The organism is Solibacillus faecavium (assembly GCF_014836905.1).
In the GTDB taxonomy this organism is placed as follows: domain Bacteria; phylum Bacillota; class Bacilli; order Bacillales_A; family Planococcaceae; genus Solibacillus; species Solibacillus faecavium.
Genome location: NZ_JACSPZ010000010.1, coordinates 134,570 through 150,699 on the forward strand (window position 1 = coordinate 134,570; position 16,130 = coordinate 150,699).

At 38.0% G+C, this 16,130-nt stretch carries 15 protein-coding genes and 3 tRNA genes; all 18 read right to left on the bottom strand.

What is annotated here, in order from left to right:
* Nucleotide 1: 1 nt before the first annotated feature.
* A complete protein-coding gene (locus H9635_RS16795) occupies nucleotides 2-877 on the bottom strand; it encodes an ABC transporter permease subunit (RefSeq protein WP_191701460.1) in 876 nt (291 codons plus the stop codon).
* Between the two features lie 53 nt (nucleotides 878-930).
* Nucleotides 931-2,208, bottom strand: a complete 1,278-nt coding sequence (locus H9635_RS16800) for an urea ABC transporter substrate-binding protein (protein WP_191701461.1) — start codon at nucleotides 2,206-2,208, stop codon at nucleotides 931-933.
* A 442-nt stretch (nucleotides 2,209-2,650) separates the two neighbouring features.
* Nucleotides 2,651-3,268: a YdhK family protein gene (locus H9635_RS16805; protein ID WP_225231365.1), complete on the bottom strand. Its 618-nt coding sequence runs from the start codon at nucleotides 3,266-3,268 to the stop codon at nucleotides 2,651-2,653.
* Between the two features lie 119 nt (nucleotides 3,269-3,387).
* Nucleotides 3,388-4,518 carry a hypothetical protein gene (locus tag H9635_RS16810; RefSeq protein ID WP_191701462.1) on the bottom strand — a complete coding sequence of 377 codons (1,131 nt, stop codon included), beginning with the start codon at nucleotides 4,516-4,518 and terminating at the stop codon, nucleotides 3,388-3,390.
* Nucleotides 4,511-5,023 carry an RNA polymerase sigma factor gene (locus tag H9635_RS16815; protein WP_225231366.1) on the bottom strand — a complete coding sequence of 171 codons (513 nt, stop codon included), beginning with the start codon at nucleotides 5,021-5,023 and terminating at the stop codon, nucleotides 4,511-4,513. The genes H9635_RS16810 and H9635_RS16815 overlap by 8 nt, the downstream gene beginning before the upstream one ends.
* Nucleotides 5,024-5,103: 80 nt before the next feature.
* Complete coding sequence (locus H9635_RS16820; protein ID WP_191701463.1) at nucleotides 5,104-5,946, bottom strand: TIGR04104 family putative zinc finger protein; 843 nt, start codon at nucleotides 5,944-5,946, stop codon at nucleotides 5,104-5,106.
* Nucleotides 5,939-6,439 (bottom strand): RNA polymerase sigma factor, encoded by a 501-nt coding sequence (locus H9635_RS16825; RefSeq protein ID WP_191701464.1) that lies wholly within the window; start codon nucleotides 6,437-6,439, stop codon nucleotides 5,939-5,941. Before H9635_RS16825 ends, H9635_RS16820 begins: the two co-directional genes overlap by 8 nt.
* A gap of 261 nt (nucleotides 6,440-6,700) precedes the next feature.
* Nucleotides 6,701-8,500: a glutamine--fructose-6-phosphate transaminase (isomerizing) gene (gene glmS / locus H9635_RS16830; protein WP_191701465.1), complete on the bottom strand. Its 1,800-nt coding sequence runs from the start codon at nucleotides 8,498-8,500 to the stop codon at nucleotides 6,701-6,703.
* A 642-nt stretch (nucleotides 8,501-9,142) separates the two neighbouring features.
* Nucleotides 9,143-9,667: a type 1 glutamine amidotransferase domain-containing protein gene (locus H9635_RS16835; protein WP_191701466.1), complete on the bottom strand. Its 525-nt coding sequence runs from the start codon at nucleotides 9,665-9,667 to the stop codon at nucleotides 9,143-9,145.
* Nucleotides 9,668-9,852: 185 nt separating this feature from the next.
* On the bottom strand, nucleotides 9,853-11,205 hold the full coding sequence (glmM, locus tag H9635_RS16840; RefSeq protein WP_191701467.1) for a phosphoglucosamine mutase: 1,353 nt from the start codon (nucleotides 11,203-11,205) through the stop codon (nucleotides 9,853-9,855).
* Between the two features lie 88 nt (nucleotides 11,206-11,293).
* The gene (locus H9635_RS16845; RefSeq protein ID WP_191701468.1) at nucleotides 11,294-12,292 is read right to left on the bottom strand and encodes a CdaR family protein; all 999 of its coding nucleotides are present in this window, start codon (nucleotides 12,290-12,292) and stop codon (nucleotides 11,294-11,296) included.
* Complete coding sequence (gene cdaA / locus H9635_RS16850) at nucleotides 12,285-13,121, bottom strand: diadenylate cyclase CdaA (RefSeq protein WP_191701469.1); 837 nt, start codon at nucleotides 13,119-13,121, stop codon at nucleotides 12,285-12,287. The genes H9635_RS16845 and cdaA overlap by 8 nt, the downstream gene beginning before the upstream one ends.
* A 202-nt stretch (nucleotides 13,122-13,323) precedes the next feature.
* Nucleotides 13,324-13,941, bottom strand: a complete 618-nt coding sequence (locus tag H9635_RS16855) for a zf-HC2 domain-containing protein (RefSeq protein WP_191701470.1) — start codon at nucleotides 13,939-13,941, stop codon at nucleotides 13,324-13,326.
* A gap of 13 nt (nucleotides 13,942-13,954) precedes the next feature.
* Complete coding sequence (gene sigW, locus H9635_RS16860) at nucleotides 13,955-14,518, bottom strand: RNA polymerase sigma factor SigW (protein ID WP_191701471.1); 564 nt, start codon at nucleotides 14,516-14,518, stop codon at nucleotides 13,955-13,957.
* 153 nt (nucleotides 14,519-14,671) lie between these two features.
* Nucleotides 14,672-15,574 carry an arginase gene (gene rocF, locus H9635_RS16865; RefSeq protein ID WP_191701472.1) on the bottom strand — a complete coding sequence of 301 codons (903 nt, stop codon included), beginning with the start codon at nucleotides 15,572-15,574 and terminating at the stop codon, nucleotides 14,672-14,674.
* A gap of 187 nt (nucleotides 15,575-15,761) precedes the next feature.
* A tRNA-Lys gene (locus H9635_RS16870) sits at nucleotides 15,762-15,834 on the bottom strand.
* An 18-nt stretch (nucleotides 15,835-15,852) separates the two neighbouring features.
* Nucleotides 15,853-15,927, bottom strand: a tRNA-Gln gene (locus H9635_RS16875).
* 14 nt (nucleotides 15,928-15,941) lie between these two features.
* Nucleotides 15,942-16,025, bottom strand: a tRNA-Tyr gene (locus H9635_RS16880).
* Nucleotides 16,026-16,130 lie beyond the last annotated feature (105 nt).

The following is a 16,130-nucleotide window of genomic DNA, read 5'->3' on the forward strand; positions in this document are numbered from 1 at the left end:
ATTATTTACCCCTTACCTTTAGAAATTTTGATTCAACGAAGCCAGATAAACCAAGAGGCAATAATCTAATGACTAAAATTGTTACAACTAATAAACCTAAACGACCATAAAGTGTTCCCCATATATAATCTACACCTGTATTAACGATTCCAAGCATTGTCCCAGACATAACTGTTCCTATTAAAGCGTTGGCACCACCTACAATAACCGTTACGAAACTTGGCGTTAAAAATCCATTTCCAAATGTCGGAGAAACCGTCATTGTCGCTGCGTATAAAGCACCTGTTAAACCTGCTAAAGCAGAACCTAGTACGAATGTTAAAGAATAGTATTTTTCAGTATTAACCCCTAATGATTTTGCTATATCATTTTTTTGGATAGTAGCTCTCGATAATAGACCAAAGCGAGTATGCATAAATAACCAATAGATGAAAATTAGAATAAATACAGCTACAAAAAACAAACAAATTCTGTATACGGAGTAGGAGCTACCGAAGATCGTTACCGCTCCTAATGGTGTAGCAGGACTTTGCATCGAAGGTCCAAATACGATAAGCATTAACTGACCTAATACCATGCTTATACCAAAAGTTACAACTACCGAATCTATCGTTCTACCATATAATTTACTGATTATTAATTTATCGATTATAAAGCCTATTAAGCCAACAACTAAAACACTCAGTACAATTGCTAATATGAAGGGTACCCCACTCATTACAGCAATACTTGCTGTATAGGCACCTAACATAATAAATTCACCATGAGCCAGGTTTATAATCCCCATCATTCCAAAAATAATAGCTAAGCCTACTGCCGATAAAACAAGGAAGGCAAAGTTATCCATAAACTGATACAAAAGCTCAAATGATTTCATAGATTCTACCCCCTTTTTGTGAAAGGCGCTTTAAAAACGCCTTTCATCAATTTTTAATCAAGTGGATTATATTGTACAAATTCAGGTTTAGTAGTTAAATCAACACCCTTTTCAGTTGAAAGCCAATCAGGTACAATTGCCTCCCATTGCTTAGGGAAAGTAATCTCATGCCCTTTACCGCTATGAGCTAAATAAACATTTCGAATTGCATGATGAGTTTTACCATCGATAGTGACTAAACCAGCAGGGCCATCATAACTAATTCCAGTTTCCAATGCTTCAATTACAGCATCAGTTTCAGTAGTACCGGCCTTTTCAACCGCTTTAGCCCAAAGCATAATTGCCGAATATTCAGCTTCTGCTTCCATCCCTACATATTTATCGTCAGGGAACATTTTATAAAACTTATCAACAAATTCCTGAGCTTTTGGTGCAATTTCTAAATCACTTTTACCTAACTCCTCCATAAATGTTGCAGTTACATACATATTTTCTAATGCTGGCGGCTGGAACCTCAAATGTTCATAGGCCTGTGCCATATTAACCGTAGTACCCATTGGAATATCTCTAACGCCTGAATTTGCCCATTGACCATAAAAAGCAGATTGTTCCGCACCAGCTAATAACGTAATTAATACATCCGGATCTGCATCTTTTATACGGGAGATTGTGCTACTAAATTGTGAAACACCTAGTGGTATGAATTCTTCTCCTACAATTTCTCCACCATTCTCGACAGTTTCTTTATATACCCAATCCGCTGAAATCTGACCGAAGTTATAATCAGCTGCAATTACATAAACTTTTGGACCATAGTCTTTAATTAAGCCTTCCATTAATGTTTGAATTTGATGTTCAGGAACGCCTCCAGTTGCAAAGGTATATTTACTTGCAACCCCACCTTCATATTGATTGTTATAGAAGTATAGTATTTTGTTTTGCTCGACGATTGGTCGAATGGCTTCACGAGATGCACTTGACACAGCCCCCATCAATACATCCACCTCATCTTGTAAAATAAGTTTTCTAGCTAACTCCTGGAATTTGGTGTTATCTGACTGCGTATCAGGAGCAATTAATTGAACTTGTTTACCTAATAGTCCACCGCTTTCATTAATTTCCGATACAGCTAATTCAGCAGCATGTAATTTTTGTAGTCCGATTAATGAAAAGTCTCCTGAGTGATCTTCTAATAGACCTAATTTAATCGTATCTTTTCCCGCTGCACTAGCATCCTTATCACTCTCTTCGCTATTGCATGCTGCTAAAAATAGCATAGAGAGTAGAGAAGTCAGGACTAGCCCTTTTCTAAGGTTAAATAATTTTTTCATGAACATTACACCTCCAAAATAGATTCAATGTTAGTCTTTCTAACATAAAAGGAATATATCACGCTAATTTTTAATGGTCAATATCGCTAAAAACCATACAATTACTTTATCCATGTTATAAAACTTAACAAATATTTATAGTTAATGTGTAATTTAGGATTATTCGTTTATATGGGTTAAATTTAAATAACCTATCGAATTACGATTTAGTCGCCTAAAGTATGCTGAATATTCTAAATTTTCTCTAATTGGTAAAATATGTTTTTAGAATAATATTATCAATTTCATGTTATATAAAATTTTTTTCTTAGTAGCATTTGAAGTAGGTTTAAATACTATTAGAAGTAATTGTTTCGGAACGGGATTTGTAAACATCCATAGAACTCTTGTTTTTTCGCAAATAAAAAAAGATGCCCACCTTTACATGGACACCTTTCTGATTTTATTTAGAAGATAGTTCGCTTTCTGTTACCCATTTATGATTTTTTACTTGTTCTCCTGTTGTGGAAGTAAAATCAATCATATAAACCGTTGTTTCTACAGCTGAATCTATTATGGCAGTTGCTCCCTGCATTCCTTCCATATGATCCGCATCAAGTAATACTTCTTCTCCCGATTCTAAAGGCGCTTCACCTGCGTCCTCTATTTCTTCATGAATAACCCATTTATGATCTTTAACGGTTTCTCCTCCCGTAGTCGGTGTATAGGAAACCGTGTATACCGTTGTATCAAAAGCTCCTGCAATTGTGGCTTCCGCATTTTTCATACCAGGCATGTGATTGGTTTGAATCACTGCGTTGCTTCCAACAGGAAATGTTGGATTTTGGGCTTCTTTTAAATTTTCTGGTACTTCGCCTGTCCCCGAATGGTTCATTGAAGAATGATCCATGTCTTTCTCGCTATCATTTTCTGCACCTTCACTTTGTTCATTTAACATTCCGTTTGTTTCTTCCTGTGTTGTTTTATTTTGAGTAGTATCTTCATCCCCTTCCCCGCCACACGCAGCAAGTGCTAATGCAGCAGATAGAGAAATAATGCCCATCTTAAATTTAGTATTCATTGTCTATCCCTCCTAGCTATTAACGTATTTACCCTTAGTGTGTAAAGCTAAACTGGGAAATTGGGAATCCCCATGTTGGGATTGCAATTCAAATGGACGCTAAATGCTCATTTTATACACTATTTAAATCGTATTAAGTACATGGCACGATCTGGTCCTTCTCCATTTAAGACAAGTGTACCGGCTTCCGTAAATCTCGGTAAAACAAGACGTTCTTTAATACTTGGCAATTTAGATACTCGCTTTAATGCACCATCATTATTTTCAAAGAGCCATACTGTATTGCTGTCGCCTCTTTGTACCGAAACAGCAAAATTCTCACCATCTGTTGCAAAGTCATGTACCTCGAAAGAAGTTTTAATTGCATGGAATTGACCGCTTTCCATATCAATTGAACCGACAAAAGGCTCATCGTCTCCTTCATTCCACATATAACCGTAAACGTGATTTTCTTTTAACTGCAAATTTTGAACAGATCGATAGGGCACTGTATAGTTTCCATAATCGTTTATTTCTTTATAATCTTGTACGGTAATTACTGTCGACATACCGCTTTCTCCTTCTACTGTTTCAGAAGTAACGATAAGACTCCCATTAATTTCAGGAAGACTACTCCCCCCTTCTCCATGAAGTTTTCTCAACTCTTTGATTTCTCCCGTTTTCAAATCCATCATTTTATAGGCAGCAGTTGAAGAATTCCCATCAATTCTCGTGACCCCCATAAAAAATAATGTATCGTCCTTCACTTCAATCCCATAAAAGTAATCCGTCTCATATATTTGGACTTCATTCGTTTGACGATTCAATACATGAAGTTTCTCCTCATTTTCAACAGCTTGTGCCCAAACTACCCAATTTTCTGATACTCCATAGTCATAACCCCAGTGAGTTGTTTCTACCAATAATTTTTCTTGCTTACTAGTAACATCAAATGAATAAAATCCGCGCTCTGTCCGATAAATAAATTCATTTGTCTCATCAAGATAAGACGAGTTATTTAATGCATCATACGCTGTTTCAGGAAATACAACTTTCTCAATCGTAAAATCTTGTTTATTAAATAACGCCTGATACATAGAAGGACCGATCAAAAATATAGCAACGACAAGCGTGAAAACAGCAATAAGCGCCGGCATCCAATTACGTTTAGTTCTTGGTTTGGGTGAAGACATATTGTTTCGCATATGTTCCATAATGCGCTTTTTATTCTCTGATGTATCTCGAAGTGGTGTTAAACGATAATTAGTCATGTAAAAGCACCTCCCATTCTTCTTTTGCAAGATTTTGCTTCAGCAAATCCCGTCCACTCTTTAGCCTCGATTTCACTGTACTTTCAGGACGTTCTACAAGCTCCGAAATTTCCTTGGTCGATAAACTTTCTAAATAGTAATAAACAATTGCCTCCCTTTGCTTTAGAGGCAATGCTAATATCGCTTTGTCGATTGTATTTAATTCTTCCTGGTGCACTAGGCGATCTCTATGTAAAACATTTTCTTTTGAAAATAACTTTTCGGTTAACTTGATTTTGCGGTACGCCCAACTCTTTAAATAATCTTTTGACGCATTCGCTGTTATGCGAGATAAATACGCCTTTAGTTCGCCTTGTTCCACATAGTTCGAACAATATAATTTCATGAACACATCCTGTACAATATCTTCTGCCATATGTGAATCTTTTACGTAATAATAGGCAATGCGAAACAGGTAGTCGGTATAAGTATGCATCACTTCTTCAATGAACCCGGAAGATTTCAAACGTTCTCCCTCCCTTCTCTATATAAACGAAGCTGACTGCTAAAAAGACGAAAAAAGCTTAGCATATTTTGCTAAGCTTCTCACTTCTTAAAATCATCCATTGTCGTATCACGATTAGTAAACTGTACCATAAGCGGTGTATAAAAATATGTTAAGGAGACAACAATTAGCGCTGAAAATAACAATACATAGGCAAAGTGAAGTGACAGGAAATTTTGTAGCCAGATCGGTGCTAATGGTATTAGTGCATATCTCATTGTACTTTGTGAGGCATTACCCTCTAAATAAATAATTTTTTGGCAAGAATCGCATTTTTCACGATAGGGCATATAGGTTTTACGGAAAATTTGTTTTCGTGTAAATGGGGTCTCACAATGGGGACAATGTGACTGTTCTCGTTCCCGGGCATCATATAAAACCCATAATGTCACCAAAACTACGGATAATATGACAAAAATTAACTGGCTATACCAAAGGCTCGCAAAATAAATCGTTCCTGCCCATAAAAGAAGAAGTATGAGGATCACCGCAATTTTAGGTTGAATCGGCTTTGATAAAAAAGCATTCCATTCTTGTACTCTTTCATTTGTTTGCCAACGTTTCGTATTGGCTATACAAGCTTTTCCGATAAAATAAATCACAATCAGCTCAATCGAACTTACCACTGACCAAAGTACGACTGCTAATGATATATTGTGAAACGGTGATTCACTGCCACTAGAAGCTGTCGTCGGCTGAAGTGTCCAGCTGTCTGGCGCAAAACTAATACTCACAAAAAAGACACTTAAAATAAGAAAAGCGGGTAAAATTACCGGTATGTATGATGGCTCTTTCTTTGACGGTCTTTTCGCATTGGCAATCATTTGCTGCTTTTGCGCTTTCGTTAAACGTATTGGTTCTAATCGTTGTTTTAAATTATACATCACGCAACACCTCCCATTCGATTGCTGGCAATTGATCTTTCAGTTTTTGACGTGCTCTTTGCAGTCTCGTAGCTACTGTCGATTCCGGAATATTAATGTAAGATGCCACTTCTGCAATAGACAAATCATCATAGTAGTAGTGTAATAACACTTCCCGGTACTTTAAAGGCAGCTTCAAAATTGCTTCTACAATTACATCGCGCTCCTCACCCTCCACTACTACCTGCTCACCACTAGGCTCCTGCTTCATAAAGTAATGAACAATCTGGGCTTTTTTCGCTTTCCATTTTCGCAAATAATCATAGCAACGGTTAATCGTCATTTTCGTTAAGTATGTTTTCTCCGAGCTTTTCTGTTCAAACTGTTGCGTTTCATACAGTTTAATAAAAACATCCTGCACTACTTCTTCCGCTGCTTGTCGATCTTTCGTATAAATGTAGGCAATGCGATATAAATAATCCCCGTATTGCTCTACGTAATATTCAATATCCATTCGCCCGCCTCCTTTCTATATTTATTAGACGGAAAAAATGAGCTGGATATCTCATTTTTATCTAAATATACTAAAAAAACCCCTCGTTAAATAGGGGGGTGGAGACAGAAGGTATCTTTACTTATGCATATTAGGACCATTATCAAATCAACATCAATATTTCTTGGTTTTTTCTAGGCACATTTTCAATCGATTTTTTAGTCAAAGATATATAAAAAAACCTCTATGGATATTTCACCAATAGAGGTTGTTTTTATCATTCTACTCAACTGTAACCGATTTTGCTAGATTACGTGGTTTATCCACATCACAACGGCGGTGAAGAGCCGCATAGTAACTAATTAACTGTAGCGGTACAACCGATACAAGTGGTGTTAATAGTTCATGTACAGGAGCAAGGACTAAGCAATCTCCTTCTTCTTCCATACCTTCCATTGCAATAATGCATGCATTGGCACCGCGCGCAACAACCTCTTTCACATTACCACGAATATTAAGTGCTACGTCTTTTTGTGTTGCTAAAGCAAATACAGGTGTCCCTTCTTCAATTAAAGCAATTGTACCGTGCTTTAATTCACCGCCTGCGAAACCTTCAGCTTGAATATAAGAAATTTCTTTTAGCTTTAAGGCGCCTTCTAACGATACACAGAAGTCCATGTTACGACCAATGAAGAATGCATTGCGTGCGATTTTCAAGTAATCCTCCGCAATTTGCTCCATTTCATCTTTAGAATCAATAATCGTTTGAATACCGTTTGCAACAATTGCGAGTTCTTGTTTTAGATCGAAATCAAGTGCCACACCTGTCTCCTTCGCAACTGCATAAGCTGCTACCGCTAACACAGCTACCTGTGCAACATAGGCTTTAGTTGAAGCAACTGCAATTTCCGGACCAGCATGTAACAGTAATGTATAGTCCGCTTCTCGTGAAAGCGTAGAACCTTGAACATTCGTTACAGTTAATGACTTATAGCCAAGTTCCTTAATTTTCACTAATACTTGACGGCTATCTGCTGTTTCACCTGATTGCGAAATAAAGATAAATAAAGGCTTTTTCGAAAGTAATGGCATGTTGTAGCCAAATTCACTTGAAATATGCACCTCTACTGGAATACCCGCAATTTTTTCAAAGTACTGTTTACCAATCAAGCCAGCATGGTAACTCGTACCTGCTGCAATAATATATAAACGGTCCGCTTCAGCCAATGCTTTTAATATATCGGCATCAACCGTTACATCCTCGCCCTGTTCATAAGCTTGAATAATTTTACGGATAACAGTAGGCTGTTCATCTATTTCCTTTAACATGTAGTGAGGGTAAGTACCCTTTTCAATATCAGAAGCATCTAGTTCTGCTGTATATGGTGCACGCTCAACCGAACGACCATTTAAAGTAGATATCTCTACCTTGTCTTTACGAACAGTAACAACTTCTTTATCATGTAATTCGATAAATTGATCTGTAACTTGCAGCATCGCCATTGCATCTGAAGCGATAACATTAAAGTCTTCTCCCACACCTACTAATAAAGGAGATTTGTTTTTCGCAACATAGATTGTTTCAACATCTTCATTATCTAAAAGCGCTAATGCATATGAACCATGCACTAAAGATAAAGTTTTACGGAATGCTTCTAAAGTTGATAATCCTTCTTTGGCAAATAAATCAACTAGCTGTACAATAACTTCTGTATCTGTATCTGAAGACATTTTTATGCCTTTTAAATAAGCTTTTTGTAATAAGTGATAGTTTTCAATAACACCATTGTGTACAAGTGTGTATCTTCCTGATGCACTCGTATGAGGGTGAGCGTTTAAGCGATTTGGTACACCGTGAGTTGCCCAACGTGTATGACCAATTCCTACTGCAGCTTCAACATCGCCATCTACTGCTTTACGCAAATCTGCAATACGACCCTTTTCTTTAAAGATCGTAATTCCCTCTTCATTATGCACAGCAATCCCCGCTGAGTCATAGCCACGGTATTCTAGTTTCTCTAAACCTTTTAACAAAATTTCCTTTGCGTCTAATACGCCATTATATCCTACAATTCCACACATAATCCATTTCCTCCGATGCAACAGCTATATCTAAGCGACTTTTGGCAATAAGAAAGCAGACTACGCAATCTACCTTTTTTTCGCCGAATGCGCTTTAGGAATGTTAATTTAGAAGATGTTCTTTGCTCTCTTTTAGCAAGATCCACTCATCTATAAAATTCCTACTCTTTAAAAGGTGATGTAGCTTGTTAGTATTTTTTATTTGTATGCCATTTCGTTCTTCTGTGCAGAAAATCGCTTTTCTGTTTTAAAAACGAAAGTTACAACCGGGCATGTGCGGTCGGGAGGCATCCGCCGAAATTTCGATAAACCTCCACCTCGTCAGCTAAGGATTAACGTCCGCTCGATTTCCTTAGCTCTGGCGCTTTTACTTTTTTTCCGATTTTATTTTATGCGCAATTTTCCTCTCCTTTAGCGCAACTCAAGAAATAGTTTTTTCCAAGAGCATTTCCATCATACACATAATCAAATTCATACGTCAATCCTCTGCATCTAATGTAAGCGCTTCATAGAAAAAAATCCCGTTTTGTCATTGGAATAAAGCATCAGTGAAGAATTGTGCTGCCCACTGATTTATTCATTCACTCCAATGACTTCCAAACGGGATATGCACTATTATTTTATCTTATGCCAAGAGCACTATTACAGTGCCTTATCTTTTAATAACTTCACGATTTCACGGTTAAATGCAGGTAAATCATCTGGAGTACGGCTTGTCACAAGCTGTTCCTGACAAACAAATACTTCCTCATCATGGAATTTTGCACCTGCATACTCTAAATCCACTTTAATCGATTTATAACCTGTCGTATCTCTTCCCTCTAAGGACTTCGCCGTAATTAATAACTGTGGTCCATGGCAAATCGCAAATACAGGTTTCTTTTCATCCATAAAGTATTTTGCAAATGCTACGACACGATCATCATCTCGAAGTAAATCAGGTGAGAAGCCTCCTGGGATAAACAGCGCATCAAAGTCTGCAGGGTTTACATCTGCCACACCTTTATCGATTTGAACTGTAGCCTCACCATTTTTACCTGTAACGGATTTATTACCTTCTTTATCAATCGTCACAAGTGTATGCCCTGCAGCCTCTAGTGCTTCTTTCGGACTTGTGAATTCCACATCTTCAAACTTATCTGTAATTAATGTTGCAATTTTAGCCAATGTAAAACACTCCTTCGTCTTATTAGGGTACACTATATCATTTCCCTTAACTTTATGAATTAAAACATTTGCTAAACTATATTCATGTTTACTAGTTATCATTAAGTAACGGCATACGGGTATATTGAAATGACAAAAAAACACCGAAAGCAATGTTTCCATTACTCCCGATGCCTTATTCTATATTATTCAGCTAAACCCATTTCTGCGCTTACTACATCTGCAATGCGGGTAACATATTCTTCACAAGCCTCCGCAGAAGCTGCTTCTACCATCACACGTACTAAAGGCTCAGTACCTGAAGGGCGAACTAATACACGACCATTGCCGGCCATTTCTGCTTCCACTTCCGCTATTACTGCTGCAACCTTTTCATTTTGTGTTACTGCATGTTTATCTGTGACACGAACATTAATTAGTTTTTGCGGGTAGATTGTCATTTCGCCTGCAAGCTCAGATAGTTTTTTACCTGTTGCTTTCATTATGCTCACTAATTGAATACCCGTTAAAAGTCCATCACCTGTTGTATTGTAATCTAAAAATACGATGTGACCTGACTGTTCGCCGCCCAGATTATACTCATTAGCGCGCATTTCCTCTACTACATAGCGGTCACCTACAGCTGTTTGGATACTTGTCATCTCATGCTCTTCTAATGCTTTGTAGAAGCCCATGTTACTCATTACAGTAGAAACGACCGTACCTTTGTTTAAGCGACCTTTTGCTTGTAAATGCTTTCCGATGATAAACATAATTTGGTCACCATCGACAATTGTTCCATTCTCATCAACTGCTATTAAACGGTCACCATCTCCATCAAAGGCCAAGCCAACATCTGCATTACGCTCTAGGAGAAATTCAGCTAATTTTTCCGGATGAGTCGAACCGACACCTTCATTAATATTCAGGCCATCTGGAGAAGCACCCATAGTGGAAATATCAGCCTCTAAGTCTGCAAACAGATGTGTTGCTAAAGATGAAGTTGCCCCATGCGCACAATCTAAAGCAACGTGTAAACCTTCAAAATCTTCATCCACAGTTTGTTTTAAGTATGAAATATATTTTTGTCCACCCTCGAAGTAGTCTGTCACTGAACCAACAGCAGCTCCTACAGGACGTGGTAATGTATCTTCTTCTGCATCGATTAGGCTTTCGATTTCTGCTTCTTGTGCGTCAGTTAATTTAAAGCCATCTGGACCAAAAAATTTAATGCCGTTATCTGCCACAGGATTGTGCGAAGCTGAAATCATAACACCTGCTTCTGCATTCATGACACGTGTAAGGTAAGCAACACCTGGTGTACTAATCACTCCTAAACGCATAACTTCTGCACCAATCGAAAGAAGACCTGCTATAAGTGCTCCTTCCAACATTTCTCCAGAAATACGTGTATCTCGTCCAATTAATACTTTCGGGCGATCTTTAGCATCCTTCGTTAGCACATAGCCGCCAATACGACCTAGTTTAAACGCCAACTCAGGTGTTAGCTCACTATTTGCGACACCGCGGACGCCATCTGTTCCGAAATATTTACCCATTACTTTTTCTCTCCTTCAACGCTTAAATTACATACGTTTTAAATTTACCACCTAATGTGGACTGATTGTTTTTATTGGTAGTTAAGTTTTACTCCGCGTTGTCAACACTTTCCTCTGCATTGGCTTCGCTTTCCTCTTCACGAACAGGCTCGCCTGATACATCTGCATATACCGTAAGTTTATTCTGCGATAACTTTGTTGCACCTGTTGGAAGTGGAATTTTAAAATCATAGGAGCCAGACTCGGTAATTTTTTCACGAGATACTTCTACATTGACTTCTTCCAAAGCATCCACTGCCGCTTTCGGCCCATAAACAGTGATCCGGGATGGCTCTGACGACAACTTTTCAATCTTAAGCCCATCTACTGATTCCCCAATTTCAACCAATGTAATCGGGACTTCCCGACTATATTCATTAATTTCTACTTTGACATTGACCTTATCTGGATTAGCACGCACATCCAGTTTATTCAAATCACGGTCAAGAACCTTTACAGTAGCTTCTTGCTCAAATGATTCTTTTAAACCTTTTTCACCTGTAATTGTTGCCTTTACAAAGCTTATGTTATCAATCACACTTTTTGCACCGGTAATGGCAACTTTCGTCGGTTCTACACTCATCCTATTTACGATGAAGTCTTCGGCGACAAGGCTTTTATTCATCTCAGGCTCTATACGAAACTGCTCGGTAATTTTTTCTTCAATTGTCACATTAACGATTTTCGGTTCAATTGATACATTTAGTTTTTCAGAAAAGTTTTCCTGCTGTATTGTAACGCTATGTTCACCGATTAACAATGAGTTTAAATCGACAAATAATTTGTAATCCTTTTCAAGCTTTGTTGTTAAAACAATTGCCTTCGGTCCAGAAATTTTTACATCGACGGTTTCGGGAAGCCCTGTAACAAACAGACTATCTGAATCATAATACACTTCCAGCGGCACATTTGTAATAACATCTGTTTCATTTGATGAACCAGAATCTGCTGCTCGATTATCTTCAGTTTGAATATATAAAAATAGAGCAGCAGCTAAAAATAATGCTGTTAAACGAAGCATCCACGGGCTATCGAATAATTTATCCATTCTTTTTCCCTCCCCAAGTCCACTTAGAGGCTAAGTTAGAATCTTGCTCAGGACCAAACCACATTTTACGTAATAGTTCTTCAAATTCTGTCATAGTAAGGTTACGATGCAAGTTACCATTTGCTGTAATACTAATTGCACCTGTTTCCTCTGATACAACAATTGTAATCGCATCTGTCACTTCACTTAATCCGAGTGCAGCACGGTGCCTTGTTCCAAGCTCCTTAGAAATGAATGCACTTTCAGATAACGGTAAATAACAGGCAGAAGCTGAAATTTGGTTTTTCTGGATAATCACAGCCCCATCGTGCATAGGTGTGTTTGGGATGAAAATGTTTATTAGCAACTCCGAAGAAAGCGCGGCATCCATTTTAATGCCTGTTTCTACATATTCATTTAGACCAGTATCTTTTTCAATTGAGATAAGTGCTCCAATACGACGTTTTGCCATATAGCTCACAGATTTTTTTACCGCTTCGATTAAACGCGTTTGTTCGTCATCCTGTTGATTATTAGTACGTTGGAAAAGCTTCCCACGCCCTATTTGCTCAAGTGCCCGGCGAATTTCCGGTTGGAATATAATAATGATCGCTAAGAAACCCCAATCAATTACTTCCTGTAATAGCCAATCTAGTGTATCTAGACCAAAAACATAGGTAGCAAACTTTGCCAAAACAACAATCAGCAACCCTTTTAATAATTGAACGGCTTTCGTTCCTTTAATGAGGGTTAATGCCTTATAAACTACGTACCATACAAGCAGTACGTCCAACACTTTAAAAATCATCTCTACAGCAGCAATGTCTGTAAATTGTTCAATTATTTGCATGTGGCATCCCCCACCTTTTATAGCTAATCCATATTGCCTTTAGTATAGCATAATTCCGGCAATGATTAACTTTCATAACAGAAAAAAGTCTACCCAAACGAGTAGACTTTGCTTTTTATAATAGAACGTCATTTTTTTGAAGAAAGTTTCACTATTCGTCAGGAAAAAATTATTTTTATGTGGTTTTCAGTAAAACTGATATTTATTTATTGCTAAAGACCGCCATCAAATCATTAAAGCCATCTTTAATTTTATACCATAACCACTCGAACATTTCATCGATTTCCTCGACTTGTCCTGTAACTACTGCAGTGGAAGCCATATAGTTTCCATTTATTACTGTAACATTCCCATCTACTTCCCCTTCAATAATGATATCGCCGTTTTTCACAACGATGTCACCTTTAACAACTTCACCAGCGGGAACTGTTACCGTTTGCCCTTCAACAACTATATTTGGCTGTTTTGTCACAGAAAATTGATTGTCGTTCGGGAAACTACCTAGCACTGTAGCGCTCATAAACAAGCAAAATAATGCAGCAGCAACGAGCATCGGATGCTGACGGAACCAACGTTTTATGCCGACAGAACTTTTGCGTTTCGGTAAACGACTTATTACTTGTTCCTCAAAGCTTGGAGGGGCAGTAATATGCGCTGCACTCTTGATAAACGCAACCGTGTCACTTAATTCATGCATATGTTGTTGGCAATCCGGGCATGTCTGCAAATGTTGTTTCAATGATTGTTCATGCTCACGACTAATATCACCATCTAAATATTCGTGCATATAATCCACGAATTGTGATGCACACGTTTTCATGCGTATCTTCCTCCTACAAATTGTTTAACTGCTTTCTCAACGCTTCACGACCACGGTGAATACGGGTTTTTACTGTACCAAGCGGCATATCTAAAATTTCACTAATTTCCTGGAGCGATAACTCCTCAATATATTTTAATACAATCACCGAACGATATTTGTCAGGAAGGCGACTGATTTCAAATTGAATTCTGTCCTGAAGCTCCATTTGTTCAATAGCTGCTTCAGGCGATTGCTCATCCGCAGCAATCTGTGAATACATATCCAATCCTTCTGTCCCAGCAACTTCGGCATCTAAATAGTAATCTGGCTTCTTTTTACGAATACGGTCGATACATAAATTCGTACCTATACGATAAAGCCATGTTGAAAATTTTCGATTTTGATCATACGAGTGTAGATTAATATAGGCACGTATAAATGCCTCCTGTGCAATATCTTCTGCTTCTTGTTTATTTCCAAGCATTCGAAAACACACTTGGTACAGCTTGTGCTGGTAGAGGTTAACAATGTCGGCATATGCGTTTTGATCACCTTTAAGCACTTGCTTTATTCTTTTATTTACTAACGCATCCATTTGTCTTTCCTCTCCACCTTATCAGCTGTTCTATATATACGGATTGTTTCTTAAAAGGTTTCATTTTCAAAAAAAATTATTTTGTATTTCCTCAAAAATATGTGTTCTCATTATAACAAATTTCATTATGCTATACCCATTTTTTCACAATATTCATACTAAAGTTTCACCAAACAAAGAACCAATTAACGCAACTGCTACATCAGCCGTTTTATTGCGTTCATCCAGTATAGGATTCACTTCCACAAACTCTGCAGACGTCAACAATCCTGATTCCTGAATCATCTCCATTGCTAGATGACTTTCCCGATAGGTAATTCCCCCGGCTACAGGCGTTCCAACTCCGGGTGTGTATAAAGGATCCAGTGCATCAAGGTCAAGAGATAAATGCATACCATCTATTTGATTTTGTTTAAAATAATTCACCGTTTCTTCCATTACATGTGTCATTCCAAGTCGGTCAATTTCATGCATCGTATAAATCTTAATGCCACGCGTTTTTATTAATTCACGTTCTCCCTCATCAATTGAGCGCCCGCCAATTATGATTATATTTTCTGCTTTAATTTTTGGTTCTCCATGTAATATAGATGTCAATCGCTTATGCCCAAGCCCTATACTTGTAGCAAGAGGCATACCATGAATATTCCCTGAAGGTGTTGTCTCCGGCGTATTCAAATCGGCATGGGCATCAAACCATATTACCCCCATATTTTTATACTTCATGGAAAGTCCCGCTAACGTACCTATTGCTATACTATGGTCACCACCTAATACTAGAGGTGTATGATCCTTTTTTACAACTTCATATACTTTCTCGGCAAGTGCTGTATTCACTTTAATTACTTCATCTAAATTTAGAAGCTTTTCGTCTTTCTGATCAATTGCATTTCGTTCAATAACTTGAATATTGCCTTCATCCTCAACTTCAAACCCTAGGTTTACTAAACGTTGTTGCAAGCCTGCATATCGAATAGCACTTGGCCCCATATCCACCCCACGACGTTGTTGACCATAATCACACGGAACCCCTACAATTGAAATTTTTCTATTCATTTTCCCATCCCCTTACGAAATCTTTAATATTTGGTCGGCTATTCTATGCTCAGCTAAACTCTCTATTGAAATTTCGATTTCCAAAACGGTTTTCCCTTTAATATGCAAAAAATCCTTTACTCATAAATATAAGTAAAGGATTGTAATTTTTAAATTTAAGTGCACTTCTAAATTTATAAAATAAAAGTGAGCCATGAAGGACTCGAACCTTCGACCCTCTGATTAAAAGTCAGATGCTCTACCAACTGAGCTAATGGCTCAGAAAAAAATAAAAAAAATGGCTGGGGTACCTGGATTCGAACCAGGGCATGACGGAATCAAAATCCGTTGCCTTACCGCTTGGCTATACCCCAAACATTTTATAAGATGGTGGAGGGGGACGGATTCGAACCGCCGAACCCTAAGGAGCGGATTTACAGTCCGCCGCGTTTAGCCACTTCGCTACCCCTCCGACAAATGATGCAACACTGTTAAAAATGAATGGTGGAGGATGACGGGCTCGAACCGCCGACCCCCTGCTTGTAAGGCAGGTGCTCTCCCAGCTGAGCTAATCCTC

What these genes read in the sequence shown, in the direction of transcription:
- H9635_RS16795 (WP_191701460.1), bottom strand. Translation starts at nt 877, where the DNA reads ATGAAATCATTTGAGCTTTTGTATCAGTTTATGGATAACTTTGCCTTC.
- H9635_RS16800 (WP_191701461.1), bottom strand. Translation starts at nt 2,208, where the DNA reads ATGAAAAAATTATTTAACCTTAGAAAAGGGCTAGTCCTGACTTCTCTA.
- H9635_RS16805 (WP_225231365.1), bottom strand. Translation starts at nt 3,268, where the DNA reads ATGAATACTAAATTTAAGATGGGCATTATTTCTCTATCTGCTGCATTA.
- H9635_RS16810 (WP_191701462.1), bottom strand. Translation starts at nt 4,518, where the DNA reads ATGACTAATTATCGTTTAACACCACTTCGAGATACATCAGAGAATAAA.
- H9635_RS16820 (WP_191701463.1), bottom strand. Translation starts at nt 5,946, where the DNA reads ATGTATAATTTAAAACAACGATTAGAACCAATACGTTTAACGAAAGCG.
- H9635_RS16825 (WP_191701464.1), bottom strand. Translation starts at nt 6,439, where the DNA reads ATGGATATTGAATATTACGTAGAGCAATACGGGGATTATTTATATCGC.
- glmS (WP_191701465.1), bottom strand. Translation starts at nt 8,500, where the DNA reads ATGTGTGGAATTGTAGGATATAATGGCGTATTAGACGCAAAGGAAATT.
- glmM (WP_191701467.1), bottom strand. Translation starts at nt 11,205, where the DNA reads ATGGGTAAATATTTCGGAACAGATGGCGTCCGCGGTGTCGCAAATAGT.
- H9635_RS16845 (WP_191701468.1), bottom strand. Translation starts at nt 12,292, where the DNA reads ATGGATAAATTATTCGATAGCCCGTGGATGCTTCGTTTAACAGCATTA.
- cdaA (WP_191701469.1), bottom strand. Translation starts at nt 13,121, where the DNA reads ATGCAAATAATTGAACAATTTACAGACATTGCTGCTGTAGAGATGATT.
- H9635_RS16855 (WP_191701470.1), bottom strand. Translation starts at nt 13,941, where the DNA reads ATGAAAACGTGTGCATCACAATTCGTGGATTATATGCACGAATATTTA.
- sigW (WP_191701471.1), bottom strand. Translation starts at nt 14,518, where the DNA reads ATGGATGCGTTAGTAAATAAAAGAATAAAGCAAGTGCTTAAAGGTGAT.
- rocF (WP_191701472.1), bottom strand. Translation starts at nt 15,574, where the DNA reads ATGAATAGAAAAATTTCAATTGTAGGGGTTCCGTGTGATTATGGTCAA.